The organism is Methanimicrococcus blatticola (assembly GCF_004363215.1).
GTDB lineage: Archaea > Halobacteriota > Methanosarcinia > Methanosarcinales > Methanosarcinaceae > Methanimicrococcus > Methanimicrococcus blatticola.
On sequence record NZ_SNYS01000006.1, the window covers coordinates 32,786 to 58,500 of the forward strand.

Here is a 25,715-nt window from a genome sequence, read left to right on the forward strand (position 1 = left end):
TTATTTCTTTACTTTTGACTTATAGCATTTCCGACAAATCGGTTTTGCATAAGTTGTTTCTTTTTCTTCCCCGCACGAAAAACAGTATTTTTCTGCAAAATCTTCATTTTTAAACCGTGCCCATGAAGAATAACATTTTTTACAAAACGGTTTATCGGGATCACCTTCTATAATTGTTCCACAGCGAATACAATAACATTTTTGGTCAGGACCGAAAATAAAATCGGCGATTAAATCCAAAAAGCTATTTTTATCAGATGCCGGTGGAATAGCTTTTGTAGAAGATGTTTTTTGTTTTTTAGATGATGGCGGATTCGGTTCTTGAACTACTTTCGGATCATTATTCTGAGATATTCCAAGTTGACTGATTCTATAAATTCTTTGAATTTCGTTGTACACTTCATTATACAAATCCGAATCATACTCTTTTTGAATCTGCACACCGAACTCGATATTGTTTTCTTGAGAATATTGATACAGGTTCATAGAAGTAATAATTGCCGTTGATTCATTCAAATAACATTTAGCATGTAAATTTTCCAAGGAGACGATCTTAACGTTGGGGCCGCTCAACTTATTCTTTTGCTCATTCAATTGTTCTGAATTTTTTTCAGTTGATTTATCATTTCTGTAAATTAATGTAATAGAAATATTTCTTGAACTTGCTTCTTTCAACAAATCCAAAAGACGCGGTGAAATTTGAAGATACGGACTGACAAGAATAATTTCTTTATTAGCTTTTTTAACAAGGTCGCTCAATTCCGCTGAACAATGAGATGTATCTAATAATTTAACCATAAAACCAATTCCAAAATAAAATATAAATTAAAACGAATTAAAAAATAATGACAAAGAGAATATATTAACTTGACGAAAATTATTCTTTTGAATTTTTTACGGCAATCACGCCCATGTGATCGACATGGAACGGCGCCAAATCGATTGTTTTCAGAATTTTAAATGAGGCGTCAGCATTCTTTTCAAGCGTTTTGATTTCTTCGGCAAAGACTTTTTTCGGATTTTTGGCGACATCGACGCTTCTGGCTTTGATGGATAAAATGAGATGGCCGCCTTCTTTGAGGAAGTAAGCCGCATTTTTGCAGGCGATTGCTGCTTGATTCGCTTGAGCGACGTCCTGGAAAATCACGTCAACCGGCTCAACCATCGGGAAATAAAGTTCAGGGCGCGTCGCGTCTGAAAAAATCGGAATGATGTTGTTTCTTTTTTCAGCGAGCATGACCAAATCACGCATCGGTCGCTCGGAAAATTCGACCGCGTAAACGACGCCGCTGCTTTCTGCTAAAATGTCGGAAACGTGGCTGACGGTTGTGCCGTTTGCGGCGCCGAGATAAAGAACGCGGGAGCCGGATGTGAGCGGAACGCGAATTTTCTTTTGATAAAGCGCGCCGAGTTTGCTTCTTTTCGGATCCCATGACCGATATTCCGTGCCGTCATCGTCGGTCATGATTTTTTCGCCGTAAACAATTGAGCCCGGCGCGGCATTTTTCGTATAAAGCTGGAATTTACCGCGCATACGGCCTTCATAAACGCCGTCAGAATAAGGTTTTAAAAAGTCGGTCATTCCTTGACCTCCTTTTGAGATGAAGCTTGTTTAATCCGATTGATTTTGGTGTTCAAATCCGATTCGATTTTCGGGTTGAATGTGCCTGAATAATAGTCAGTTCGAGCCGAGAGGCTGACAGCGGCGGCGAATGAGCGGGCAATTTTGCCGCGCAGTCGGAACGGTGCCGTGTTCAGGATCGGGTGGCTGAAAATAGTGCCGTGCTTCGGCGACGGCGCATTGGAACGCAAGTGCTTGACCATTGCTTTTTCCGCGCCCATCACTTGAATGCTGCCGGACGGCATTGCTGCCAGATGTTTCAGACCGCCTGCCATGCTGAGAAGGCGGGCACCTAAAACAACACCGGCCAGCTGAGATAAATTCGGCGCCGTTTCTTTCATTTTCATTTCAATAAAAGATTCAACGGCGGCCTTTCGCTCGTAAAGAGAAAGAATGTCATCGGCAAACGATTGAAGCAAAAGCAAATCTTCGTGCGTTGCCGGTGCGCCCATCAATGATTGGGAAGCGGATTCCGGGATTTCAGAAACAAAACGGACATACGCTTCGCCCGGCAAATCCAATTCCGGATAATAAGCACTGTACCATTCGGTTAGCCGCTCCGTTAAATGATTGATCGTTTCGTTCAAATCATCCAGTGCTTCAACCGCTTGAATCACTTTTTTATCTTCCGTCATGGAAGCGGAAAGCTGTTTGCGAGCGGTTTGGATTGCGATTTCACGAAGCGTTGAGACATATTCCGCATCGGTGTCCGCTAATCCAGCCTCTTTTGCCAAAGCCCTGTAATCCGGTTTTTCTTCTTTAAAAACAGGTTTAAGAGACGAAATCAAACGAATATTTTGAGAAGAAGAAAGCGTTGAAATCAATTGATCCGATAATTCAGAAGATGTGGAAATCAGCGGTTTTTCCGATAATGAAAAATCACCGCCGTAAGTGACAGAACCAAACCAAGCCGAAAAATTTTTAGATTTTTCAGAATCAGACATGATATTCCGCTCCTTTGTTGTTGGCTTTCGTAATGAGAACTTCACTGCCGGCAGGCATTTTTTCAAGAAGAGCAGATTTGAGCTCTTCCGAATGTTTGCGGTCTTCTGAAAAGCCGTAAACGGCCGGACCGAAGGAACTGATTCCCGCGCCGTGCAACCCGTTCTTGAGCATTAAATCAATCACAGATTTGACATCGGGCGGCTGAACAGCAACTTCGTGCTTTTTGAAACCGACTTTCTGAAGCTGATTGACCGCGTTTCCGAGACTTTCAATGTCCTGCTCAAGAATCGACGGAATCATTTGCATCAAAACAATATGAGACGCTTCCCGAACGTCTTCAATCGGAACCGGGCAAACGCTTTGGAAAAATTTCTTTTCTTCTTCGCCGTTAATGCCGACTTTGGGCGGAATCGCGACAACGATGTCCCAATCCGGAAAATCCAAGCGAAGCAATAAATCAGCCGGCGGCGCCGTGCTCCTTGAAGACGGCAAAAACCCGTTCTTATCCGTCATTTTGTGACCGGAATCAACAATAAATCCGCCGTGCTCAAACGCTAAAACGCCGATACCGGAAGTACCGCCGCGACGTGTGATTTGCGCCAATTCTTTGACGCTCTTGCCGAGACTGTAAAGATCGTTAACGGCCATCGCGGTTGAGAGCGCAATCTGCGTTCCCGAGCCGAGGCCGATGTGCTGGCGGGCGGGAGAGAGAAATTCGAATTCAACGCCTTCGTTTTCGGGCAGCAGCGAAGAGACGAGACCGGTAATCTGTGCCGTGAACTCAGGGCTGCACGGCTGAACGGAACCGTTTTCAAACCGTTCGGTAACAGTAACAGCATCTGCTTTTTGAGCGCGAAGCGAAATGCCGCCGTCTTGAAGCGCCAGTCCGACACTGCCGTCGAGCCGGCCGAAACCGCCATTCATATCAATCAAGCCCATATGAATGCGGGAAGGCGTTTTTATTTCAAACATAGAATTCGTAAATAACAGTGAATTAATTTATAAATGTAACCAAAAAAAGAACTCAAATAATTAAAGCTATTCGTTTGCAAAAAGACAAAAAAAGATTGTTCATTTTATAAAAGAATCAGGATGAAACAGCAGAATCGGATTTCTTCTCCGCCTTTTGTTCCGCCTTCCTCTGCTTGCGTTCCGCTTTCCATGTTCGAATATACTGGCGGATAAAGTAAGGATAAAGATAATGCCGAAGGGTCCAACGCGTGTTTTTATTCAACAGGAAACGCAATGTCGGAATGTAAAGACGCGGCATCCAAAAAGAAAAAGATGCGTCTGTGTCCGCTTCAAATGTTTCTTGCGTCATATCGGGAACAATTTGAATGTCGTCGCGAAGAATTTTTCCGATTTCCGCCGCCTTTTTGCGTCTTTTTGAAGAACGTGATTTTTCTTCAACATCTGCCATATAAGCATAAACAGAAGCCTTAAAAGAATGAACCGCGCCAAAAGACAACGCCGTGTTTGCCGGATCCGATAAACCGTAAATCACGTCGGCCGACATTTCATCAATTTTTGCCCTCAAAAGCAAATCACTTACAAATCGGGCCGACGCTTTTGAAACACGAACTGCGGCACCCATTGAATCCGAAACAAATTGTTCGGGATCGGACAAATCGACATACCGTTTTATTTCGTCGTATGAATCCGAGAAATCAAAATCGAATTCGTCGTCATCCGTCTCATCATCGTCATCATAATCGACATCATAATCGTCGTCGTTGCCATCATCGTTTTCTTCAGTAAAGACCGTGCCGTCGCTGTCAGCCGCGTCGCCGCCGCGCGAAGCATCGCCTTCAAACTCATAATCAATGACAGTCGTTTCAACGGTTTCGGTTGATTCATTTTCGAGTTCAGTCTCGATTTCGGCTTCGATAAATTCATCTTCATCATACGTTATAATGTCTTCAGTTTCAGAAACAATCTCAGATGAATCTAAAGTGACTGTTTGAACGCCGTCTGAAATTTTAATGTCTTTCGTACCGGTTTCTTCTGTGTGAATAATAATTTCATATTCACTGCTGTGCTTTCTGCTTTCGATTGTCTGAACGCTGATTTTTTCATCCGTTAAGGTCACATGATATGTGTTTTTATCCGGCTCGGAATTGTTTGATTCGGAATCAGAATCAGAGTCAATATTCGAATCGGATTCGTCATCAAAAGTGTCAATGTATAACAAATCGATTTCATAAAATAAAATTTTAAACCGCAAACTGATGAGTGTTTGAATTTTGCCGCCTGCGGTTTTTAATGAAATATCGGCAAAAAAGCGCATGAAAAGCGTCAGAAGGAAAGCAACAGCTAAAATGAGAATAAAAAGGAGAAGAATCAGGCCGACTGCAAGAAGCAGATAATGCCCGACTGTCATCAGAGCTGTCTGAAACGTCATGCCGTTGTCAACCGTTTAAACGGGAATTTGACCTTCAGCAGCCGTCATCGACTTCAATGATTCTGGCTTTGGGTTCTTTTTCTTTCTTAGCCGTTTTGACTTTATCAATAATGGAAGGAACCATGCCGAGGAATCTGACGATTTCGTCTTCCAAGCGCGATTCATTTAAAGTCAGAATTTCTGTTTTGTCGCCGTCGATAACGATAAATGCGACAGGCTCAACCCTCGCGCCTGCGCCGCCGCCGCCGCCATAAGGTGCTTTGGCAAGTTCGGATCCGGATTTGCTGCCGGCTTCAAATCCGCCGCTGGCAAACCCGACAGAAAGTCTTGTCACCGGAATTAATGTTTTTCCGCAAGTAATAATCGGATCGCCGATGACGGTTTGCGCGCTGACGATTTTTTCAAGCTCATTTGTGACCTCTGAAATAACATCCTGAATTGTCATGATTCTCATCCTTGTTTTTAAAATGAATAATTCGTAATTGATAATTGAAAATAAATCAGCCTGATTCTATTTGACTTTATTTAATTCATTTCGGCTTTAGTATTTTTATCAATTAATTTGTATAATAAGGTATCTCATTAATTATTGAAATATCAAAATAAATTCAGTCCGCTTCCGAAAAGTTATCAAAGAATTTTTCCAATTCATCCGCCAGCTCAATCGGCAAAACGTCAATAAACTCCGAACTCTCTTCTTCCGGGAACGCTCTGAAAACGGAATATTTTCCGAGCTTCGGCGCCGAACTTTTCTGAAAACGCGCGTCGAGCAGAATTCGAACGCCGTAATCGGTCGGCGACCGGACGACGCGCCCCATTGCCTGGCGGATTCTGCGAATCGTCGGAATCAGGATGACAAAATTCCATCCTTTGCCGGGGCCGAAAACTGTATCATACGCCGCTTCAACCGCCTTGGTTCGATCGTTGAGTGCGGGATAGCCGATGCCGACAACAATCACCGATCGTGCGCGGTCGTCGCGGTAATCAATGCCTTCACTGAGCGTTCCGAAAATGTAGCTGACCAAAACGCTGCGTTCGCCGGATTCACCGATTTTGAAAAATTCTTCGCGGACTGTGTTGGAAGAAACGCCCGGCTGATCCAGCAAAACTTTAATTCCGGATTCTGCCAGCATCCATTCCTGTGACAAAAATGAATAATACTTTTCGGCGTCGGCAAAGCTTTGGAAATAAATAATCGTATTTCCCTGCGTTGCGCAAATCGCCGACACAAGCGTTTGTTCAACGGTTTCCCGAACCCAAACATGATTTCTTTTGCTTTGGTAAAGCGGCGGAACGGACACGGCAAAAGTTCGTCGGTGGTCCGGCGGAAAAGTAATCGGATACGCGATTTCCAACGTCGGTCGTTCGATCCCGAGCGTTTCTTTTGCCATATCAAACGGACGGAAAGTGGCGGACATCAAAACCAACCCGCCGAGAGAATCAAAAAGCGGCGCGGTCACGTTTCGCGGAATGCATGTAAAAAGTTCAACTCGGCCGTAAATATCATTTGTTTCAACGTCGCGCCGGATGTTTAAAATCGGATAATAATTCGGGTTTTCGGAGTTGAGCATGTAAGCGAAAATGAAATTGGCGGCGCGGACAATATTGGATTTTCGGCGAACAGAATCGGATCCTGACTTATAATTTTCATGATAAACGGATTCGATTTCATCGCCGATTTCAGAAACATTGATTAAAATGTTTTGAATGGATTGAACGGTCAGCTTTTTTCCTTCTGCCGTATTGTAATCCGCGATTTTGCGAAGAAAACGCTCTTTCAAATAATCGAAACGCTCGTAAGGGTCGCTGATTTGAATATCAATCCAATTCGTTCCGATTCGATTGCGTTCGCCGAAGCCGAATGTTTTTTCGTAAGAATCGCGAATGGATTCAACAAAAAGATGGAAAATTTTCTGAGCGTCTTCTTTTAATTTTTCCGGGAAATGATTGTCGTGTTCTTCGATTTCATTAATGGCGCGTTCAATAACGCGTTCGGAAATTGTGATGGAAGAGTGGGAGCGCGCCGCGTTTTCAATATTGTGCGCTTCATCAAAAATAACAATAACGTCTTCGGGAAGCTTTTCAATCCATCCAAGAAGCGTTAAAAATATTTCCTGGCTGAGAACATGATGATAATTGCAAATAATCAAATCGGCGTACTTCATTTCGCGTTTCAGAAGCTCATAGCCGCACATTCCTTTTTCATCGGCATATTCCTTGATGTCTTCCGAACTTCTGACATCGTCAAAAATCCATTTTTTAAACGGCGTCGCGTCCGATTGAAGAACTTCATACAAATATGGGCAAATACGCTCTCTCTTTTTTTGAAGCTCGGGCTCCATTTTTTTGAGATCGTTTTCAATTTCGCCGGCCAAGAGTTTTTCATGGGCGTCGCCTGATTTTTTATAACGCTCATTGGATTCCGACAATTCCTTTTTCGCTTTTGAATAAATGCGTTCTTTTTCCAAAAGCTCATACGTGTTTTCGGTTTTGGCGCGGCACTCTTCGTAATCCAAATGGTCGGGACAAACGGATTGTTTTCCTTTCATGACGGCGACTTTGATATCCGTTTTTCGTTTGATGTCACGCGCTTCATTGATGAACTGAACCATTTGCTGATGCACGTTTGTCACAATAATGACTTTTTTATTTTGTTTTTCGGCAACGTCCAATGCCGGCGCGAGCGCACTGAGCGTTTTTCCCGTCCCGCAGGCACCCTCAAAAAGAACGACTTCACTTTTCTCAAGCGCTGCTGCTATCTGCTTCATAGCATCTTCCTGGTTGGGATAGCAACTCGGTTTGGTGAAATATTTCATAAAACCGGGAGCGTTTTGCTGCGCTGTTTTCATGTTGTACGCCGTTGTAAATTGAGTCGTTTCCTGTGTCGGTTCGTTGTCCATTATTCTGCCGGCCTGTTTTAAAAACAAATTGTGAGAAGAGTGAAAGTGTTTTTAATGCCTCTTGCATCACTTGTCTCTCTGTATTTCTCACACAATCAAATAATTTTCAAATGATTTCAAAGATTTTTGAAATCAGAATCATTCATTGTATATATCAAATTTCTATTTGATTGTATTTGAGTTTTAAACGGCCGCTTCTTTTTTGAGAACAAGTTGCGGAATCCCCGTTTTGTTCTTCCGGTAAATTCGAATTTCAAGCGTTTGGTTTGATGAAAAACCGTAATTGTTGGATGTTCCCGCCGCCCCATCAACCGAAACAAAAACGCTTGACGCGGAAGCATTCAAACTGTCATTTCCGGATAAAATCAATTTTTCTCCGGCAGACCAAAATCCGTCTTTAAGCATCTCTTTATTATTCTTTTCAAAATCCGAATTCTTTTTACCGCTGCTGATGTTTTCATAAAAAACCAAAACGTCACCGTAAACCAATTTCCCGCCCGACCCCGGAATTCCTAAATAAGCATTGCCCTTTCCCGCAATTTGAATCGACACCGATTCCGATGAAACAGAACTCCCGCCGGCGTGTTTTAAAATCAAAATATTATCCTGAAAACGCGTTGAATCATTATAACGATCACCGCCGGAAAAATCAACGATTTCGATTTTAACGGGAGAAGTCAGAGATAAATCTTGAATATTTCCGAGAACCGCGCCGGTGCCTAAAATCAAAGCACCGCCGAGTGAAAATGAAATCAAGATCAGTAATAAAGAAGAAATTTGCATCAAAGACCACGATTGAAAAGAAGAATAGAAAATGTGTTAAAGATGCCGATTTTTTTGAAATGCGAAAGTTTAAAAAGATGAAACAGGTGAAACTTTTAACGATTTAAATTTTAACCCGTTTTAATATTTGATGAAAATAGAGCGTGAAAAGATGTATTCTTATCAAAAAGATTTGAAAAATATATTCATTTTTTTCATTTTTTTGGCACTATATTCTTTACTCGTTTTGTCAAATAATAATTTGTTAGGATCTTTGGTCTTTTTACTTTTGATATTTGGAAGTTTTGCATACGGAATATTGACACAAAGTCCGGTTAAAGCAGGTTTATTAGGCATTTTGTTCCCGATAATTATCCTTGCTGATCGATATTTATACAGCGGTCCTGAAGAATTCCAACGCGTTTTTTGGTATTTTTTAATACTATCGGGGACGGGTTTATTTGCAGGCTTTTTTGCAGGAATTGCAAAACCGAATGAAAATTATGATATGATTTGCCTGTCTTTGTCATTATTCTTTGTAGGCTGTAGCCTTGTGCATTTGTTTTTGGGAATAAATTAAAAAAACAAAAAGAAATTTACATCCGCAAACTTTAAAATAAAAAACGGTACCGCATGGAACTGTTGGATGTGCACCCGGTACACTTGCCGCATGCGGTTTTATCCGCCTTAAACAAAAATATGAGTAAGTTTTATTTAACATTTTTTAATTTCATTTTAATTCTATCTAATTTTAATTCTATCTATTTTGATTTGATAATTTGCTTGAAATTTTTAGATAAATGTCACATCATTGAATTTCCAATTCAATCACAAAAACGAAGCAAACCGTAAAAACAATCGTATTTATACAGCAAAGTATCTCCGACAGATAAGATTTTTAAACCCGAGAGAAGTTTTTAATTCTTTTTTATTGCCTGAAAGAGGAGAAAATAAATGAACGCAAAAATGAAAGGCGCAATATTCGGCATTTTAGCTGCAATCAGTTACGGGACGAACCCTCTCGGCGCGTTATTTTTGTATGAGGAGGGAATTAATCCCGATTCCGTATTGTTTCACCGTTTTCTTCTTGCGGCAATTTTGCTCGGCTTGATCATGGTTATTCAGAAACAGTCTTTTAAAGTCAGCAAAAAAGAATTGTTTGTACTGGCCGGACTGGGTGTTTTATTCGCAGCTTCGTCTCTCGGATTGTTCATGAGTTTTAAATACATAGAAGCAGGCGTCGCATCCACGATTTTGTTTATCTATCCGGTCATTGTCGCCGTCATTATGGCTGTTTTCTTTAAAGAAAAGATTTCACTCGTCACGATTCTGTCTATTGTTTTGGCACTTGGGGGTGTCGTGTTGCTTTACGGCGGAAACGGCGGCGGAAGCTTAAACCCGTTGGGTGTAATTTTTGTTTTGTCCGCCTCTCTGACTTATGCGCTTTACATAATATCTGTCAACAAAACAGACCTCCACATCCCGGATCTCAAGCTGACGTTTTATGTGATTGTGTTCTGTACGGTGACAATATTTATTCATTCACTGACATCGGAAAGCAGTCACCTTCAGCTGTTGACAACGCCGAAAATGTGGTTTTGGGCAGGTATGTTGGCATTGATTCCAACGGTCGTTTCATTAATTTTAATGGTCAAAGCAATTCATTTGATTGGGTCCACCCCGACAGCTATTATGGGCGCGCTGGAGCCGTTGACAGCGGTTGTCATCGGCATCGCTGTTTTCGGAGAAGCATTGACATTGCAACTGATTATCGGAATTATTTTGATATTAGCAGGAGTGGTGCTGATTGTTGCCGGAAAATCTTTAAAAACAGATGAAATCGGATCTGCTTTGAAAAAATACAGATCCGAATAATGGATTTTTATTTTACTTTTTATTTTGCTCTTTATTTTTTGATTTTGAGTTTTTTTTTGAGTTTTTATTTCGTCATATTTTCATTTTGGTAAATGCCGTTATACAAATTATCGGCATCAGTCCCCAATCTGAAAAACAAAAGCTGCATGACTCGGGCATCTTTTTTCATGTCAAATCCTGCCGGGTTGTGAACGATGACGAGGCACTCGCTGCGGCCGCTGTAGCCGGCATCCCAAACAGCTGTTCCGAGAACAACACCGCTGCGGGTGAGGCTGGAGCGGTGATAAGCAATCGCCCCGATGTTTTTCGGGATGTTGACAATTTCATTTAAAACGATTGAATAAATGCCGGGATTCAAATGAAGCCAACCGTCTTCGCCGAAAGGAAGCAGTTTTTTGTCCGGCGTTTTTCTGCCGCTGTTATCAAAATCAACGGCTCCTGCACCGTTTAATTCATAAACTTCGGCAACCGTCATTTCAAAACCGTTTGGTTGAGCCTGTTTGTTCAAGTCCAAATAGTTTTCAACAAGCGGCGGATTTTGAGAAATAAGTCCTCTGATTTCTGCGTCTGATAAAAAAGACATCTGTTAACCTCATTTGATTGTTTTGATGAATTATTTGATGAATTATTTAATGAATAAATATTTGATGAATTAAATTTGATTAAGATCGTTCAAACAATTTCTCAATCTCTTTTTGAGAGAAAATTAATATTGTCGGTCGGCCGTGCGGACAGGAATACGGATTTTCTGTCAGTTTCAGCTGGCGGATCAGCTCTTCCATTTGCGCCTGATTGCAGGAGGCGCCTGCTTTAATTGCAGCCCGGCAAGCCGTTCGTTTGGCAACCGTATCGCGAGCACCGGTTTCGTCTTTGACTTTTCCGAAAGAAAGCAAATCTGCAATGAAATCATGGACGGTTGAAACTTCTTCCATTTTGCCGAAAACGACCGGAACAAAACTGATGGCGTAGGCGTAATCGCCGAACTCGGAAATGCCGAAGCCGACTTCTTCCAAATACGGAATGTACTCGTCCATGAGCACTTTTTCTTTCGGCGTTAAATTGATGACAACGGGGGAAATCAATTCCTGAACTGAAACGTTCTCCCGCTTTTTGATAATATCATAGAAAATCCGCTCATGCGCTGCATGCTGATCAATAATCAATAAACCGCCGTCTTTTTCCGCCAAAATATAAAGATTGGAAATCTGACCGACAATGCGGATGTGATCCAAAATACTGATTTCGGACGGCGTTTTTTTGTCATTTGTCTTACCGGTTTCCGACAGCAAACGCTCTGTTGCTTTCAATCGCTTATCCGTGTCTTTTGCCGGCGCAACATATCCTGTTCCGTATTTCTCGGAAACGGCTGACAAGGAAGAATCACCGAAAGGCGGTTCTTTGGGCGTTTTTTCTTCCGCAGCCTGTTCCTTTTCAATTGAAGATGCCGCTTTGGTCGAATAAACGGCCGGCGTTTCTTTAACAACATTCACATTCGGATCAATTGTTTTTGAAATTTGAGATCCGGTGTTTGATTCGGATTTTGATTCGGATTTGGAGTCAACTTTTGAATCGGTTTTGGATTCCGTTTTCGAATCGAGTTTTGTTTCTGCTTTTGCTTCTTCTTTTGTTTCAGATTTTTGAGACGCTTGAGGCGCGCCGAAATCTGAAAATGATTTTTCGACGACTTTTTTGGCTTCTGCTGCCGTTACTTTCGGTGCCAATTCATACAAGCGAAGCGTCGTTTCAATCACATCTGAAACAATTCTTACCAATCGGTTTTCATCTTTGAATCGGACTTCAACTTTTCGCGGGTGAACATTGACATCCACTTCGGTCGGATTGATTTTGAGATGAATGACAGCTGCCGGGTATCTGTCCTTCGGCAATTTTGTGTAATAACCGAGTCGGATGGCTTTGATTAATTCTTTGGAAGTCACCGGACGGTTGTTAACAATGAAATAAAGATTATCGGTTGTTGTTTTGCTGAAAGTCGGCTTGGAAATGTATCCCGAAATTTCGATGTCGGCGTAATCGGTGAGTGATTTAATTTGGTCAATCGCTTCTTTTTTGTTTTCACCGAATTGAGATTCCATATGATCCGACGGAATTTCCATCATAACACGGGCGGCTTCGTGGCCCAAAATATCAACGATTGAATTGAATAAATTCGAAGACGCGCCGGATAGAATTGTTTTCCCGTTATTGGTTAAGGTGAATGAAATTGCCGGATTTGCTAAAATCAAATCGCTGACCATGCCGGCGATGTGAGACAATTCGGTTGCGTCGCTTTTCATATATTTCAAACGCGCCGGCGTGTTGTAAAAAAGCGTATGAACGCTGACGGTTGTGCCGTCAGGCGCGCCGACATCTGTGATTTCCTGTTTGCCGTCTTCGAGGTAAAGGCGCGTTCCCGTCGAATCTTCTTTTCGCTTCGTGATTATTTCAAATTTGGAAACAGAACTGATTGCGGCAAGCGCTTCACCGCGGAAACCCATTGTTGAAATGCTTTCGAGATCCGTAATTGTTGAAAGTTTGCTTGTCGCGTGTTTGGTCGGAGACAGAATAACGTCTTCGCGGGACATGCCTTTGCCGTCGTCGCGAACGGAAATTAAAGTTTTGCCGCTGTCCTTTAATTCGACGCGAATGTTTTTTGCGCCGGCGTCAATTGCGTTGTCGACCAGCTCTTTGACAACGGACGCGGGGCGTTCAACCACTTCTCCTGCTGCGATTTTATTAATGGTGTCCTGATCCAGAACATGAATAGAAGACTCTTTGCTCATTTTATCTCTCGTTTTATTTCTCATTTAATTTTGGAATATTTTCGGTTTTGTCTCATTTATAGTTTCACTTTAGAACCTGAAAGCAAAGATTCAAAATACGTTTTTGATAAAAATTCATGAATCGTTGAAAGAATAATTTTTCCTTTCCCGAAATCCGCCGCGATATGAACCGGCTTGCCGTCATCATCTTTTTCAATCACGGAAAAGTTGCCGCCGATGTTTTGGAAATAGCCGTCGCAATAAACCGAGTCGCTGTCGCCGGTCAGCGGACTGCTGCGCGAAAGCAGGATGTCTGTTTGCACGTACTCGGCATCAAGCCCGAAGCGCGTCAGCGAAGTGACCGCCGGAACGCGGCAGGCACTGCACGTGCTGACTTCTTTCAGCGGTGAAAACATCAATAAAGCGCCGCCGTTTTCAACGAAATTAAAAATCTTTTTTTGAATTTTTTCATCCGCAAGCGCATTGCTGACGGCGGCGTGTTCCGGATAAGTAAATCCGGTCGGAACGACCAGCAGCTTTGCGGGCGGCAAATGCGGCGAATTAAGCGATGCTGGCGCTGCGACCGTTGAAGAGATGCCGTACTCCTGAAACATATGCTCAAAAAAAAGCGGGCTGTCCCACAAAATAATGACGTCGGGCATGGTTTGGATTCTCTTTTTATTTTAAAGTAAGAGATTAATCCATTTTCGTGTTTTTAACGGTTTGCTTTGTTTGGGATTTGCGCGAAAAATAATGAAAGTTCCTGAATTTATCTTTTCTCAAAAAATGTAAATTTTAGATATAATATGAGAGTTCTCTAAAAATTTTAAAGATCGTACGAAGAGGTCCGCTTTTCTCATTCGGATCCTCCTCCTTTTCAAGAATGGCATTTTTTATAGCTCTAAGCATTCGAATATCTTTTCTGGAAATTTCAGAAAGCAAAGCCTCTTTATTTTCAACCGTAATAAATAAAACAACACCGGTACGCACATATTTTACAGGATATTTTTCATCAAACTCTTCTAAAAACGCAACCATTTCATCCGGAGAAGGATTCTTGCTTTTTGAATTTTTTATTTTTTCAAGGCGGCTTTCTCTTGATTCCGGACGGGATGCAAAAACCCAATAATTTTCAATGACTTTCAAATCGTCATCAACATAGACAAGAGTTATATTTTCAGCCACAACATCTACGTTTTTTTCATCGAGCCATAAGCCGAATCGTGTAAAAGTTTCAAGTGTACCGTCCGAGACATTAATATCTCCTAATATCTCCCGGGAATAAGCGTCATCAATTGGTACTTTTTCATATTTCAGTTCAATTAATCCCATATTTTCAGATTCGATAAATTCAACGGCATCTTCGGTTTCATTCATATTTCTATCAGTTGAATTAAATATAGAAAGCGCAGAATTGTTATCACTTGAATTATCCGTCGGAGAATCAGTTGAATTATTTTCAGTTGAATTGTATATAGAGGGTGTTTCAACCCGGTGCTCGGCACAAACAGAGAAAGAGACCATAGCAGTGAATATGAATAAAATAAGAAGAATCACTAAAAATTTTGATTTTATCATGTCATCGCCTGAAATTTGAATGTAATTTGACTTAAATTGGAATTCACTTAAATCAGATCTGTTTTAAATGGAAAATGCAGATCTAACAAATATTCTGTTCATTACGTTTTCACTTCAAATGTTCAAACAGATTTATCAAAAACAGAGATGATGCTCTGCGTTTGTCTTTTTTCCCTACAGATTAATGTAATAATCAATCAGGACATATAATTATCATATTACCGAGATATATATTTTCGGAAAATGTTTGTAAACACTTCCGATTTATCTAAAAAGTAAACCGGCCATGAATTTATTTCATCTAATTCATTTACTGCAAACAAAACGTTTATGTGCGTAATCGGCGTTCATTTCATAAAATTTCGGTGACGACATGACAAGCATACCCATGACTCAAGAAGCGCGTTTGAAGCGTGTTCGAATGATGGCCGACTACCAGTTCGGAAAAGGAGCGGGAGCTGTCTTGTTTGACGATGATTCAACGTTTAAGCTTTCCAAAACCAAACGCATTCGCCAGATTCATTCAGGCGGCGAAAGAATCGCGACCGTTCGCGCAAAAGACGGATTCTTTACGCTCAGCATGGAAGGTGCTCGCAGGCTTCACGCTCATTTGAAAGCACCGGCAATGCGCGTTGCTGTTGTTGATGACGCGGCACCGTTTGTCGCGATGGGAAAAACAGCGTTTTGCAAGCACATCATTTCAATAGATCCCGATATTCGGGCAATGGAAGAAATTCTCGTCACCGACAAAGAGGATAAGCTTCTTGCCACAGGACAACTGGTTTTATCGCCGCAGGAAATTCTTCACAGCAGTCAGGGGGCTGCTGTTTTAGTCAGAAGCGGCATTGATAAAGAAGAAAATAAAGATGAAAAAGAAGATTAATGCCAACCGTCGACGCTTGGCAATAATTTTAAATCAATTCATTGTATTTATTACCACGATTACATTCACAACATTCACACAATTTCATAGGAGTTGACGCCACTGCCGGAAAATTTTCTAACAACATTTATCGTCCCTGATAATGCTGTTATTGACGATCAAAAAATTGCAACTGAAGCTGATATGATTATCGGAAATCACGCTGCAATTGAACGCAGTATAGAAGGCGGATTTTTAATGATCGGCGAAGGCGTTCACATCGGCGGCGAAGTCTTTTCAAATGACGATGTCCGCGCGGACGTTTGGTGCAAATTTGACAAAAACGTCAACGTCGGCGGTGACGCTTACATCGGCGAATTCACAACAATCGACGGCAAAATTGTTGTGGAAGGCGATTTGGATATCGGCAAGGAAGTCAAACTCAACGGCGGCTTTTTATCAAAAGGCTGGGTCGTTGTGAGAAATCCCCTCCCCGTCATGGTTTTTATCTTTTTATACATTCGCGCAATGATCGGTATCGGCAAATCGAGTGACGAAATCGATAAAGCGCTGAGCGAATTATTTGAAGACGATGAAGAAATCGACTTTGAGAACATGGATGAAGACAAAATGTCTCAAGCCCTCAGCCGCGGCAGATTCCTTGTTATTCCGCTCGGTTCTAAAATTTCATTGGAAAGCATCAACGTTCCCGAAGATGTTATGATCGGAAACGACTGCAACATCAGTACGCGAATGATTTGCAAACGCTTTGAAAGCGGCAAAAATCTCATTTTTAACGGTTTCATTCGCTCAAAAGGAGAAACACTCATTGGAGAAGGATCTCGAGTCAGCGGTGAAATCAGTGCCTCAAAAGTGATTATTGACAAAAATGTCAAAATCGAAGGCATAATCACTGCCAAAACCGTTTGGATTCACGAAACGTCTTTTGTGGAAGGCAAAATTTCATCCGGAAATGTTCGATTTATCACAGGCGACGAATTTGATATCAAAGACCCAGGAAATGCCGAAAAAGCAACCCTTCTTTCCAAAGCCGATTCTTTTAATTTGATAAACACAAACGTCACGGAAAAGAAAGAGGAAGAGCTCTTTGACGATGAAGAAGAAATCGAAGACACCGAGTCGGAAGAAGAATTAACGGCAGAAGAAGTTTCTGAAACTGAAGAAGTCGCCGATGCTGAAGAAGTTAAAGAAACAGAATCGGGAAACGAACAAGCGGCAGAAGAAACAGAACCTCTTGAAGTTGAACCTGAAAATGCTGAAGAAAAACCGGATAAAGTCGAACCGGCTGAAACAAACACTTCTGAAGTTGAAACGACTGAAACCGAAACTATTGAAACAAAAGCTGAAAATGAAGCAACTTCTTCTCAAAACAAAAGAAAAACCGCTTCCAAGAGAGCTCAAAAAAGAAGATCCAAAAAAGCAGCCGCCGAGCGTGAAGATATGACGATTGTCAATGTTTTCACGGGCGAAAATATTGAAGAAATAAAAAATGACGATTCTGATTCGGGAAAGGAAAACACCGAAACGAAAAAGTAAGACAAAACGAACATAAAAGAAAAACAAAAATGAACATTAAAACAAAATGAACATTAAAACAAAATGAAGCAAAATAAAAAAGAAAGAAAAGGAAATTAATATTTTCCGGTTTCCATCCTCTTTCCTTCTCTCAACTCGTCGGATAAATCATCATCATCGCTTTCAATGACGAAGTTACCGATATAAGTGCAGTTTTTGCAGCGGTAAATGTCACCCATAACACCGCCGGTTTCAAGATAAAGAGTTGCTTTTCCGCATTGCGGACAAATTAAAACCATAAAATCATCTCCGATTGTTTTTCAGTATTATAATAACAATAACAGTTCAATATTATGAGAACATTTATATTTAAATCCTTATGACGACGGTTGATAAAATGAGCCAAGCCACTCCCGCAATGAAACAATATTATGCGGCAAAGGAAGAATGTCCCGATGCTCTCGTTTTTTTCCGCATGGGCGACTTTTACGAATCTTTCGGCGACGACGCAAAAACCATCGCCAAGGAGCTTGAAATTACACTCACCAACCGCGGCAAAACCGAAGACGGCAAACAAATGCCGCTTGCCGGAATTCCTTACCACGCCATTGACAATTACCTCCCGCGTTTAATTAAAAAAGGCTACAAGGTCGCTATTTGCGAACAGCTGGAAGATCCGAAAAAAGCGAAAGGTGTTGTGAAAAGAGGTATTGTCCGAATCGTCACGCCCGGAACGGCCATTGATTCTTCGATTATCACGGATCCCGCCAACAATTATTTGATGGCGCTGACAGGCACTTTTAATCCCGACGGCGCGTCCAAGAAAAAAGCGAAAGGATCGGAAAGCGAAACGTTCGGCATTTCTTTTTTAGATATTTCAACCGGCGAGTTCTTTGGCAGTCAATTCGAAGACGAAGCGCCTTATGAAAAAGTCATCAGCGAAGTCGCAAGATACAGGCCGGCCGAATGTATTGTTCAGGAATCATTGACGGAAAACGAATTGCTGATGAACCGTTTGGCTGAAAATAAAGTCAAAATCGAAACTTTTTCATGCTCCAAATTATCGGCTGAAATTGAAAAATGCGAATCGGACCTTTTGAAACAGTTTAAAATTTCCACATTGGAAGGCATGGGCTTTAAAGGAATGGATTACGCCGTCCTCGCCTGCGGCAAAACGCTTGACTACGCGCTTAAAACGCAAATGAGAGAACTGGACCATATTCAAACCGTTCAATTTTATTCCATGTCAAAACACTTGATTTTGGATTCAATGACGCTTCGCAACTTGGAAATAATTAAAAATACGCGTGATGACGGCGAAAATTATTCACTCATTCGCGTCTTGGATAAAACAAAAACACCGATGGGATCACGGCTTTTGAGAAACTGGCTCCTTCGCCCGTTAGTCGACCCCGATGAAATTACCAAACGATTAAACGCGGTTTCGGCGCTCAAAGAAAACAGCCTCCCCCGTTATGATTTAAGACAACACCTGTCAAACATTTCAGATATTGAAAGACTTGTCAGCCGCATGATTTACGGCAATTCCAACGCGCGCGACTTGATTTCCATGCGCAATTCCCTGGCCGAACTGCCTGGACTCTGCGCCGTGATGGATCAAATGTGCGGCGGGAATGCCGAGTCAGAGCTGCTTTCCGAGATCTGTGCCGACATTTCTCAATTCGGATTTGCGTCGGAACTCACAGATTTGATTTCTAAAACGATTGTTGACGAGCCGCCGGTCATTGTCCGTGAAGGCAAAATGGTTCAACCGGGCTACAGCAGTGAACTGGACGAACTCAGAAATGTCTCAGGCGACAGCAAGGAGTGGATTGCCGATTTCCAAACGAAACAAAGGGATCAAACAGGCATCAAAAATTTAAAAGTCGGATACAACAAAGTTTTCGGCTATTTCATTGAAGTGACAAACGCGAACAAGCATCTGGTTCCCGAAAATTACATCAGGAAACAAACCGTCGCAAACGGCGAGCGTTATTTTACGCCGGAACTCAAAGACCGCGAAAGCCTGATTTTGACAGCCGATGACAAATCTGTCGCGCTTGAATATGAAATTTTCAGAGAAGTGACGGAACAGGTGGCTTCTTACGCCAAAGAAATTCAAAACATGGCGCATCTGATTGGAAAAATTGATGTGTTGTGCAGTTTCGCCGAAGCGGCGATTGAAAACAATTATGTTTGCCCGCAATTGGACAACAGCTTGGACATTTTAATCCGTGACGGACGCCACCCGATTGTTGAAAAAACAACCGTTGAAGCGTTTGTTCCGAATGATACGGAAATGGATGCCGTGGAAAACCAATTCCTTTTGATTACCGGCCCGAACATGGCAGGTAAATCCACCTACATGCGCCAGATTGCAATGATTATCGTGATGGCGCAGACCGGCAGCTTTGTGCCGGCGGCGTTTGCTAAAATCGGCGTTGTTGACCGCATTTTTACGAGAATCGGTGCGCATGACGATCTTGCCGGCGGCAAAAGTACGTTCATGGTGGAAATGGTTGAGCTGGCCAATATTTTAAACAACTCGGGCGAGCGCAACTTGATTCTTTTGGATGAAATCGGTCGCGGAACCAGCACATATGACGGTTACAGCATCGCAAAAGCGGTTGTCGAATACATTCACAACAAAGATAAAAAGGGTGTTCGAACACTGTTCGCAACGCATTATCACCAATTAACGTCGCTTGAAAACAAATTGAAGCGGCTGAAAAATTTCCATATCGCTGTTCGCGAAACAGGAAACGATTTGGTTTTCCTTCGAAAAATCGTTCCGGGCGCAACCGACAAAAGTTACGGTATTCATGTGGCGAAACTAGCCGGCGTTCCCGATAAAGTGAATGAGCGCGCCGCCGAAATTTTAAAAGAAATTGAAAATGAAAGCTTGGCCGAAGATGAAAGCCGCAGCAAAAAAAGAACGGCGCGCTACACCCAGCTTTTGCTCTTTGATCCTGAAAGCGGCGGCGGGGAAGAACGGATTGTTGAAAAATTCGTTGAACATCCCGAAATTGAAGAACTCAAAGCCGAATTCAAAGATTTGGACGTCAATCATATGACCCCGATGCAAGCGCTTTTGAAATTGGAAGAAGTCAAAGAAAAACTGCGCCGGTTGGAAAAGGAATCCGAGAACTGAGAATAAAAAAGGTAAAAGAAAGAAAATGCGGCATCAGTTCATAAGTTTTCTTCATTCTTTGCTCAAGATGGGGTAACTTTCATCACGCACCGCAATTCTGTTTATGAATCCGTCTTATTTATGAATTCTGTTTCAAATTCGAAAATTTAAAAAGCGTATTTTGGAGAGAGAGATTTGTCCCTGATTTTGAAAGCGGTTGAAAATATTCCTTTGATTGAAAAAGGAGATGACATAGCAGATATTATTTGCAAAAACGCGCCGGATATCGCCGATAAAGATGTGATTGTGATTGCGTCAACGATTGTTTCAAAATCTCTCGGGCTGACTTTCCGTGAAGAAGACGTTGTCCCGAGCGCAGAAGCAAAACGCATTGCCGCCTTAAACGGCAAAGACCCGCGCTTTGTTCAGGCGATTTTGGATGAAAGCGTTGAAGTGTTTACGGAAGCCCCGTTCATGCTGGTCCGCAATAAAAACGGTCACGTCTGCATCAATGCCGGAATCGACGCGTCTAATGTCGGAAACGGTCTTCTTTTAAAACTCCCCGACAACCCGGATAAACACGCGGCTGCAATCGGAAAATCAATTGAGCAAAAAACAGGGAAAAAGATCAGCGTTATTATTACCGATACCAACGGCCGCGCTTTTAAAGAAGGGCAAACAAATGTTGCCGTCGGCCTTTACAATATCAAAGCCATTCGCCAATGGATTGGTGAAAAAGATCTCTACGGCATGGTTTTAGAAATTTCAGAAGAAGCGGTCGTGGATGAAATCGCGGGCGCCGCGAATTTGGTGATGGGCGAAGGCGGCGGCGGGGTTCCGGCGGTTATTGTCAGCGGTTTGGATCTTTATGTCGATGAAACCGTGTCGGTTACCGAAATGTACCGGTCAAAAGAAAGAGATGTTCTTATTCGCGGGCTTTTGGAATTGAAAAATGAGAAGAAAGAAAAATGAATCGGATTAAATCAGGTATGATGAATGATTTTTTTCATTTCCTCTTCTAATTCTGAAATAATTTTATTTTCAGTGTTTTTTAATTCATCTAATTTGTTCATTGTCTCCAAAACTTGTTTTTTAACATTTTCAATACTGTGAGCCGATTCATGGATTCTTTCTTGCATAAACCAATCAACAATCAGCCCGTCAAAAAAGAAATCCGCAAATTTTAAAAATCCGCCCGTTTCAAAACAAATTTCATTGACGATTTGAACATCTGCTAATTCCGCATTGAATAAACGTAATCTATGTTGCGCTTCTTCAACTTCGCTTGTCGCATCGTCAATTTTGGAGTGTTTAATTGCCGTTGTAACCAAGCCGCCTGCAAACATATCAAAAACACCCCAGTCGGACGCGCTGTCCAAGCTGTTCAACGCTTTTCTAAGACTTACCAAAACATTTTCACCGGCGATAACGGCTTCCTCAATTTCCCGAAGATTATTTTTGTTGTCCTCAATACATTCTTCAAGTTTCATTATTTTTTGAGCGGCAGGTCCGTTATCCAGCCGAAGTAATTTTTCTTTTTCAGCATAAAGAGATTGATATTCAGCTTCCGATCCGGTATATTTTTCATTATCCGCTTCAATTTCCCGAATTTGAGTGCGGACATCTTCTAAATTAAACAAACATTGATCATAATGCAGTTTTGCCGCCAGAACTTCTTTTTGTTTTTCTTTTGTTTTAGATTCCAGCCGGCCGAAAACAGTATAAAAAAGAGATAAAATATTTTTCTGCTGAAGTTTCTCAAGATCACGATTTTCCTGATCAAATCGCTCTTTTAATTTCGTTTCATTTTCTTCTAATTCTTTTAACTCTTTTTTCAAAACAGAAAGCGCGGAATTATTTTTATGCAACCGGTAAACATCTTGTCTGGATTTTTCAAGTTTTTCATTGATCGGGCTGTACAAATAACTCCCTCCTTTTTACAAAACAATTTGTATGTGATTTCACCGGTAATAAAAGCTCTTACATTTTTTCTCAAGTAATTAAAAAGCCTCGTGCTCGATTATTCGATTTGTCATTAATATTGAAGTTAAATACTATTATTCTCAAAAGAGATTGTTTTTTATATTAGAATACATTCTATTAAATATACAAAATAATAGTAATTCCTAAAAAGCATTAATTTCTAAAAGTGAGAAAAATGAAAAAAGGGTCAAAATTTATCCGTTTATTTACTGTGATGATTTTTCTTTTTATATTAACATCAGGAGTGGCGGCCGCCGACTTTGAAGACGGAGATGGAACTGTCGAAAATCCGTATCAAATTAAAACGGCTGATCAATTAAATGATGTCAGAAATAATCTTACAGCGCATTATGTTTTGATTGAGGATATTAATTTGACGGGAACCGCTTATGAAAATAACTGGGCTCCGATCGGAAAATATAATTTCGAATTTAAAGGAACGTTTGAAGGAAATAATCATAAAATTGAAAATTTAAAAATCCAGACAACAACTAATAACGGCGGATTTTTCGGATCTGCGATTGACAGCTATATTGCAAATTTAACACTTGTAAATGTCGAAATCAATGGGAAAGTAAATACAAGCTCATTGGTCGGTCAAATCAATAATTCTATTGTTAAAAACTGTCACGCTGACGGAGATGTAGTCGGCACATCAAATGTCGGCGGAATTGTTGGAAGAGCAAAAGAAACAAAAATTGAAAGTTGCTCATTTAAAGGAAGTGTTACAGGAACAGGAACCGTCGGTGGAATTGTCGGTGAATTATATGAAGCGGATATTTCCGGATGCACTGTCAAAAACGCATTAATTAAATCTTCAGGATCAAATACAGGTGGTGTCATCGGAAGATATTCAGCACTTAATAATAAAATGACAGAATGTGTTGTGGAAGCAGATGTCAAAGTGGAAAGTACAACAGCAACAGCCGCAGCAACATGTATTGGCGGCTTAATCGGTTTAATAGAAGGATCAAATGATATTCTAACTCCCCTTGAAGTTCAGAAATCAAAATCTGCCGCAGTTGTTTCAGCATATGGCGGAGACCAATATGGCGGAAGAGATGTCGGCGGTTTGGTTGGTCAATCTCAATATAATATTTCATTTGAATCATGTACATTTTCAGGAAAGGTAACTGCATACAATGAAAAAAATTTGACAACATTCACGTTAAAAAATAATGCTTCACAAAATGTCGGCGGATTTGTTGGAAATGTTTTTAGTGGTTCAGCCGCAATTAAAAACAGTTCTGTTATTGGCGAATCAATTATGGGCTCATTTTAGGTAGGAGGATTTGTCGGATTCAGTAATGGCGCTCCCGTTGAATGTACAATCGAAAATTCATATTCAATCGCAAACGTATCCGGATATCAAAATACGGGAGGCTTGATCGGCGGAATTCATAAAGGAAAAATATTGAATTCGTTTTCAACCGGAAATATTACCGGGATTTCATTATATACAGGCGGTCTTGTCGGTCAGACTGTAAACGTCGATATAACAAATTGTTTTGCTGCGGGAGATGTTACCGGAAAAAGCGGTACCGCCGGAATTGTCGGATATGCAGGCGGAAACAGCACTATCTCCGGGAATTCAAATATTACAAATTGTTATGCAACCGGAAGCATTACCGGAACAACATATACAGGCGGTATCGTTGGTAATGTAGCATCATATGGGAAAAAAGATTTAACAAATTGTTATGCGCTTAACAAAAATATTACAGGCTCTTCTACTTCATTTCCGAACCGTCTTGTCGGGTATATATCTTCATTCCATATGGGTAATTTAACGACAACGAATTGTTTCGCTTGGGACAATATGGAAGGGAATTATAATAGTACTCAGCCGAATGAAAAATTATACGGCTCAAACCTCACTTCTGTCGAAGTTTGGAACACTTTCCCCGCTGAAAAATGGACCGGCTGGAGTACTACCGTTTGGGCGGCAAATGATTATTTTAAATTCAGACTCCCGGTTCCTGTTTGGACAGATAAAAATATTCAAGCTGATGCGACTCATTTGATGCCGCCGATTATGCTGACATATGACGGAAACGGCTTTACAAGCGAAGCCGACACTGTTCCTGTTGACAGTAAAGAATATTTGAAACCTTCTGAAAGCGGATATCCTGAAAAAGCAACGGTTAAAGAACCGGTCGATATGAAAAAAGAAGGATTTGAATTTGAAAAATGGACGACCAAACCGGACGGAGCGGGCGACTCTTACCAGCCCGGCGATGAAATTGAAATGAAAGAGTCGTTGACGCTTTATGCTCAATGGAAACAGAAATCTGATGGCAATAAGGACGGAAATTCCGACGGCGGCACAGGCGGTGCTGTTGTCGTTAATCCTGAAAAACCTGAAAAAATAACAGGCTTTGAAAATGAAACCATTATTGAAAAGCCCGAAAAAGTTCCCGAAATCATCAAACCGGTTTTGGTAATACTTTTCATTTTCTTGGCATTTGCAATTTATTTGTTTGTCAAAAAAAGAAGAGATGATGAAGAAGATGAAACAGGGATATGAATTTTGAGATTCATATCTTTTTATTTTTCATCAAAAACAGCGTACAACATACTCAATGTCCCGATTCCGAGCGGTTCTTGAACAACGCGGACATTGTATTTTTCAATCAATTCATCTGAAATGCCGAGCGGAATTCCGGGTGTTGACACGATTGAATTTTGTTTGAGAACAGATTCAGAAATCGTGTCGGGACACGGCGTCGCTTCAAAGATTTTGAAAAAGGATTTCGGCTCCTTTTCGGAATCGTATTTAAAAACGGGATATTGAGAAGCAATTTCATTCACGCGATTGGAGTCGACATCAAAAACGTAAACATTAAATTTTTCATTTAAAAAAGTTTCAAGTGCCGGCGTTCCGACTTTTCCGAGACCGAGAACAAGAACATCTTTGTCATCGCCGCCGTCTTTGCCGCCTTTTGCGTGACAGAGAATTTCAGCGTAAATGCGTCCGGTACAGATCTGGTTGTGAGCGATTTTACCGTTTCTGAGATTGTGCGCGATGTAAGCGAGATCGTCTGCCATCAAAATAATGTCAGCACCTTTTGTAACCGCTTCGTACCAGCCGGCAACATCCGTATTTTCGGTGATGAAACCGTCCATTCCGAAATGCTGAACCGTGAAAAGCAAAGATTCCGAAAAACTTCCGATAATGCCGCCGCCGGCGGTAATCGGAATAATCGCGACTTTTTCTTTGGCGGGAGCGGTACCGTAAATTTTGCGGCAAAGACCGTCTAAGGAATAAGTTGTCAATTCCGTAATCAAACGGTCGTTTTCAACGAGCGCGTCAGTCATATTCGCCAAATCTTCAGGTGTTAAAAGTGCCATAATCGTTCCTCG

General features: G+C 41.4%; 23 protein-coding genes. 8 read left to right on the forward strand and 15 right to left on the reverse strand.

Features of this window, described 5'->3' with window-relative positions; genetic code table 11:
- From C7391_RS02205 to C7391_RS02240, 8 genes are all read right to left on the reverse strand, one after another.
- Nucleotides 1-798 carry a phospholipase D family protein gene (locus C7391_RS02205; RefSeq protein WP_133516926.1) on the reverse strand — a complete coding sequence of 266 codons (798 nt, stop codon included), beginning with the start codon at nucleotides 796-798 and terminating at the stop codon, nucleotides 1-3.
- A 79-nt stretch (nucleotides 799-877) separates the two neighbouring features.
- Nucleotides 878-1,582: a fibrillarin-like rRNA/tRNA 2'-O-methyltransferase gene (locus tag C7391_RS02210; RefSeq protein ID WP_133516927.1), complete on the reverse strand. Its 705-nt coding sequence runs from the start codon at nucleotides 1,580-1,582 to the stop codon at nucleotides 878-880.
- Nucleotides 1,579-2,565 (reverse strand): NOP5/NOP56 family protein, encoded by a 987-nt coding sequence (locus tag C7391_RS02215; RefSeq protein ID WP_133516928.1) that lies wholly within the window; start codon nucleotides 2,563-2,565, stop codon nucleotides 1,579-1,581. The genes C7391_RS02210 and C7391_RS02215 overlap by 4 nt, the downstream gene beginning before the upstream one ends.
- Nucleotides 2,558-3,538: a beta-ribofuranosylaminobenzene 5'-phosphate synthase gene (locus C7391_RS02220; protein ID WP_133516929.1), complete on the reverse strand. Its 981-nt coding sequence runs from the start codon at nucleotides 3,536-3,538 to the stop codon at nucleotides 2,558-2,560. Before C7391_RS02220 ends, C7391_RS02215 begins: the two co-directional genes overlap by 8 nt.
- 115 nt (nucleotides 3,539-3,653) lie before the next feature.
- On the reverse strand, nucleotides 3,654-4,967 hold the full coding sequence (locus C7391_RS02225) for a DUF2953 domain-containing protein (RefSeq protein WP_133516930.1): 1,314 nt from the start codon (nucleotides 4,965-4,967) through the stop codon (nucleotides 3,654-3,656).
- A 34-nt stretch (nucleotides 4,968-5,001) separates the two neighbouring features.
- On the reverse strand, nucleotides 5,002-5,412 hold the full coding sequence (locus C7391_RS02230) for a GerW family sporulation protein (RefSeq protein ID WP_166627368.1): 411 nt from the start codon (nucleotides 5,410-5,412) through the stop codon (nucleotides 5,002-5,004).
- Between the two features lie 163 nt (nucleotides 5,413-5,575).
- A complete protein-coding gene (locus C7391_RS02235) occupies nucleotides 5,576-7,867 on the reverse strand; it encodes an ATP-dependent DNA helicase (protein WP_223611036.1) in 2,292 nt (763 codons plus the stop codon).
- A 183-nt stretch (nucleotides 7,868-8,050) separates the two neighbouring features.
- A complete protein-coding gene (locus tag C7391_RS02240; RefSeq protein ID WP_133516932.1) occupies nucleotides 8,051-8,650 on the reverse strand; it encodes a hypothetical protein in 600 nt (199 codons plus the stop codon).
- Nucleotides 8,651-8,801: 151 nt separating this feature from the next.
- On the opposite strand from C7391_RS02240, the gene C7391_RS02245 reads away from it, so the two are divergent.
- Complete coding sequence (locus C7391_RS02245; RefSeq protein ID WP_133516933.1) at nucleotides 8,802-9,209, forward strand: hypothetical protein; 408 nt, start codon at nucleotides 8,802-8,804, stop codon at nucleotides 9,207-9,209.
- Between the two features lie 374 nt (nucleotides 9,210-9,583).
- A complete protein-coding gene (locus C7391_RS02250) occupies nucleotides 9,584-10,504 on the forward strand; it encodes a DMT family transporter (RefSeq protein ID WP_133516934.1) in 921 nt (306 codons plus the stop codon).
- A 64-nt stretch (nucleotides 10,505-10,568) separates the two neighbouring features.
- Here the strand turns inward: C7391_RS02250 and C7391_RS02255 are convergent, their stop codons facing one another.
- The 4 genes from C7391_RS02255 to C7391_RS02270 form a co-directional block, all read right to left on the reverse strand.
- Entirely contained in the window at nucleotides 10,569-11,087 is a 519-nt protein-coding gene (locus tag C7391_RS02255; protein ID WP_133516935.1) for a deoxyuridine 5'-triphosphate nucleotidohydrolase, read from the reverse strand.
- 79 nt (nucleotides 11,088-11,166) lie between these two features.
- Nucleotides 11,167-13,284, reverse strand: a complete 2,118-nt coding sequence (mutL, locus tag C7391_RS02260; RefSeq protein ID WP_133516936.1) for a DNA mismatch repair endonuclease MutL — start codon at nucleotides 13,282-13,284, stop codon at nucleotides 11,167-11,169.
- Between the two features lie 56 nt (nucleotides 13,285-13,340).
- Nucleotides 13,341-13,925, reverse strand: a complete 585-nt coding sequence (locus tag C7391_RS02265; protein ID WP_133516937.1) for a hypothetical protein — start codon at nucleotides 13,923-13,925, stop codon at nucleotides 13,341-13,343.
- A 133-nt stretch (nucleotides 13,926-14,058) separates the two neighbouring features.
- Complete coding sequence (locus C7391_RS02270) at nucleotides 14,059-14,841, reverse strand: hypothetical protein (protein ID WP_133516938.1); 783 nt, start codon at nucleotides 14,839-14,841, stop codon at nucleotides 14,059-14,061.
- A gap of 373 nt (nucleotides 14,842-15,214) precedes the next feature.
- Between C7391_RS02270 and C7391_RS02275 the strand changes: the two genes are divergently transcribed.
- A complete protein-coding gene (locus C7391_RS02275; RefSeq protein WP_223611034.1) occupies nucleotides 15,215-15,724 on the forward strand; it encodes a PUA domain-containing protein in 510 nt (169 codons plus the stop codon).
- Between the two features lie 183 nt (nucleotides 15,725-15,907).
- Nucleotides 15,908-17,260: a polymer-forming cytoskeletal protein gene (locus C7391_RS02280; protein WP_133516939.1), complete on the forward strand. Its 1,353-nt coding sequence runs from the start codon at nucleotides 15,908-15,910 to the stop codon at nucleotides 17,258-17,260.
- Nucleotides 17,261-17,355: 95 nt separating this feature from the next.
- Here C7391_RS02280 and C7391_RS02285 read toward each other — a convergent pair whose 3' ends face one another.
- Nucleotides 17,356-17,538 (reverse strand): hypothetical protein, encoded by a 183-nt coding sequence (locus tag C7391_RS02285; protein ID WP_133516940.1) that lies wholly within the window; start codon nucleotides 17,536-17,538, stop codon nucleotides 17,356-17,358.
- Nucleotides 17,539-17,636: 98 nt separating this feature from the next.
- Here C7391_RS02285 and mutS point away from each other — a divergent pair, with 98 nt between their 5' ends.
- Entirely contained in the window at nucleotides 17,637-20,390 is a 2,754-nt protein-coding gene (mutS, locus tag C7391_RS02290; protein WP_133516941.1) for a DNA mismatch repair protein MutS, read from the forward strand.
- Between the two features lie 174 nt (nucleotides 20,391-20,564).
- On the forward strand, nucleotides 20,565-21,341 hold the full coding sequence (locus tag C7391_RS02295) for a coenzyme F420-0:L-glutamate ligase (RefSeq protein WP_223611032.1): 777 nt from the start codon (nucleotides 20,565-20,567) through the stop codon (nucleotides 21,339-21,341).
- 11 nt (nucleotides 21,342-21,352) lie between these two features.
- Here C7391_RS02295 and C7391_RS02300 read toward each other — a convergent pair whose 3' ends face one another.
- Nucleotides 21,353-22,291, reverse strand: coding sequence for a hypothetical protein (locus C7391_RS02300; RefSeq protein ID WP_133516942.1), 939 nt, complete (start codon nucleotides 22,289-22,291; stop codon nucleotides 21,353-21,355).
- A 236-nt stretch (nucleotides 22,292-22,527) separates the two neighbouring features.
- Between C7391_RS02300 and C7391_RS02305 the strand changes: the two genes are divergently transcribed.
- Nucleotides 22,528-23,634, forward strand: a complete 1,107-nt coding sequence (locus C7391_RS02305; RefSeq protein WP_133516943.1) for a GLUG motif-containing protein — start codon at nucleotides 22,528-22,530, stop codon at nucleotides 23,632-23,634.
- A 102-nt stretch (nucleotides 23,635-23,736) separates the two neighbouring features.
- The gene (locus C7391_RS02310) at nucleotides 23,737-24,879 is read left to right on the forward strand and encodes an InlB B-repeat-containing protein (protein WP_166627369.1); all 1,143 of its coding nucleotides are present in this window, start codon (nucleotides 23,737-23,739) and stop codon (nucleotides 24,877-24,879) included.
- A gap of 20 nt (nucleotides 24,880-24,899) precedes the next feature.
- Here C7391_RS02310 and pylD read toward each other — a convergent pair whose 3' ends face one another.
- On the reverse strand, nucleotides 24,900-25,703 hold the full coding sequence (gene pylD / locus C7391_RS02315; RefSeq protein ID WP_133516945.1) for a 3-methylornithyl-N6-L-lysine dehydrogenase PylD: 804 nt from the start codon (nucleotides 25,701-25,703) through the stop codon (nucleotides 24,900-24,902).
- Nucleotides 25,704-25,715: the final 12 nt, after the last annotated feature.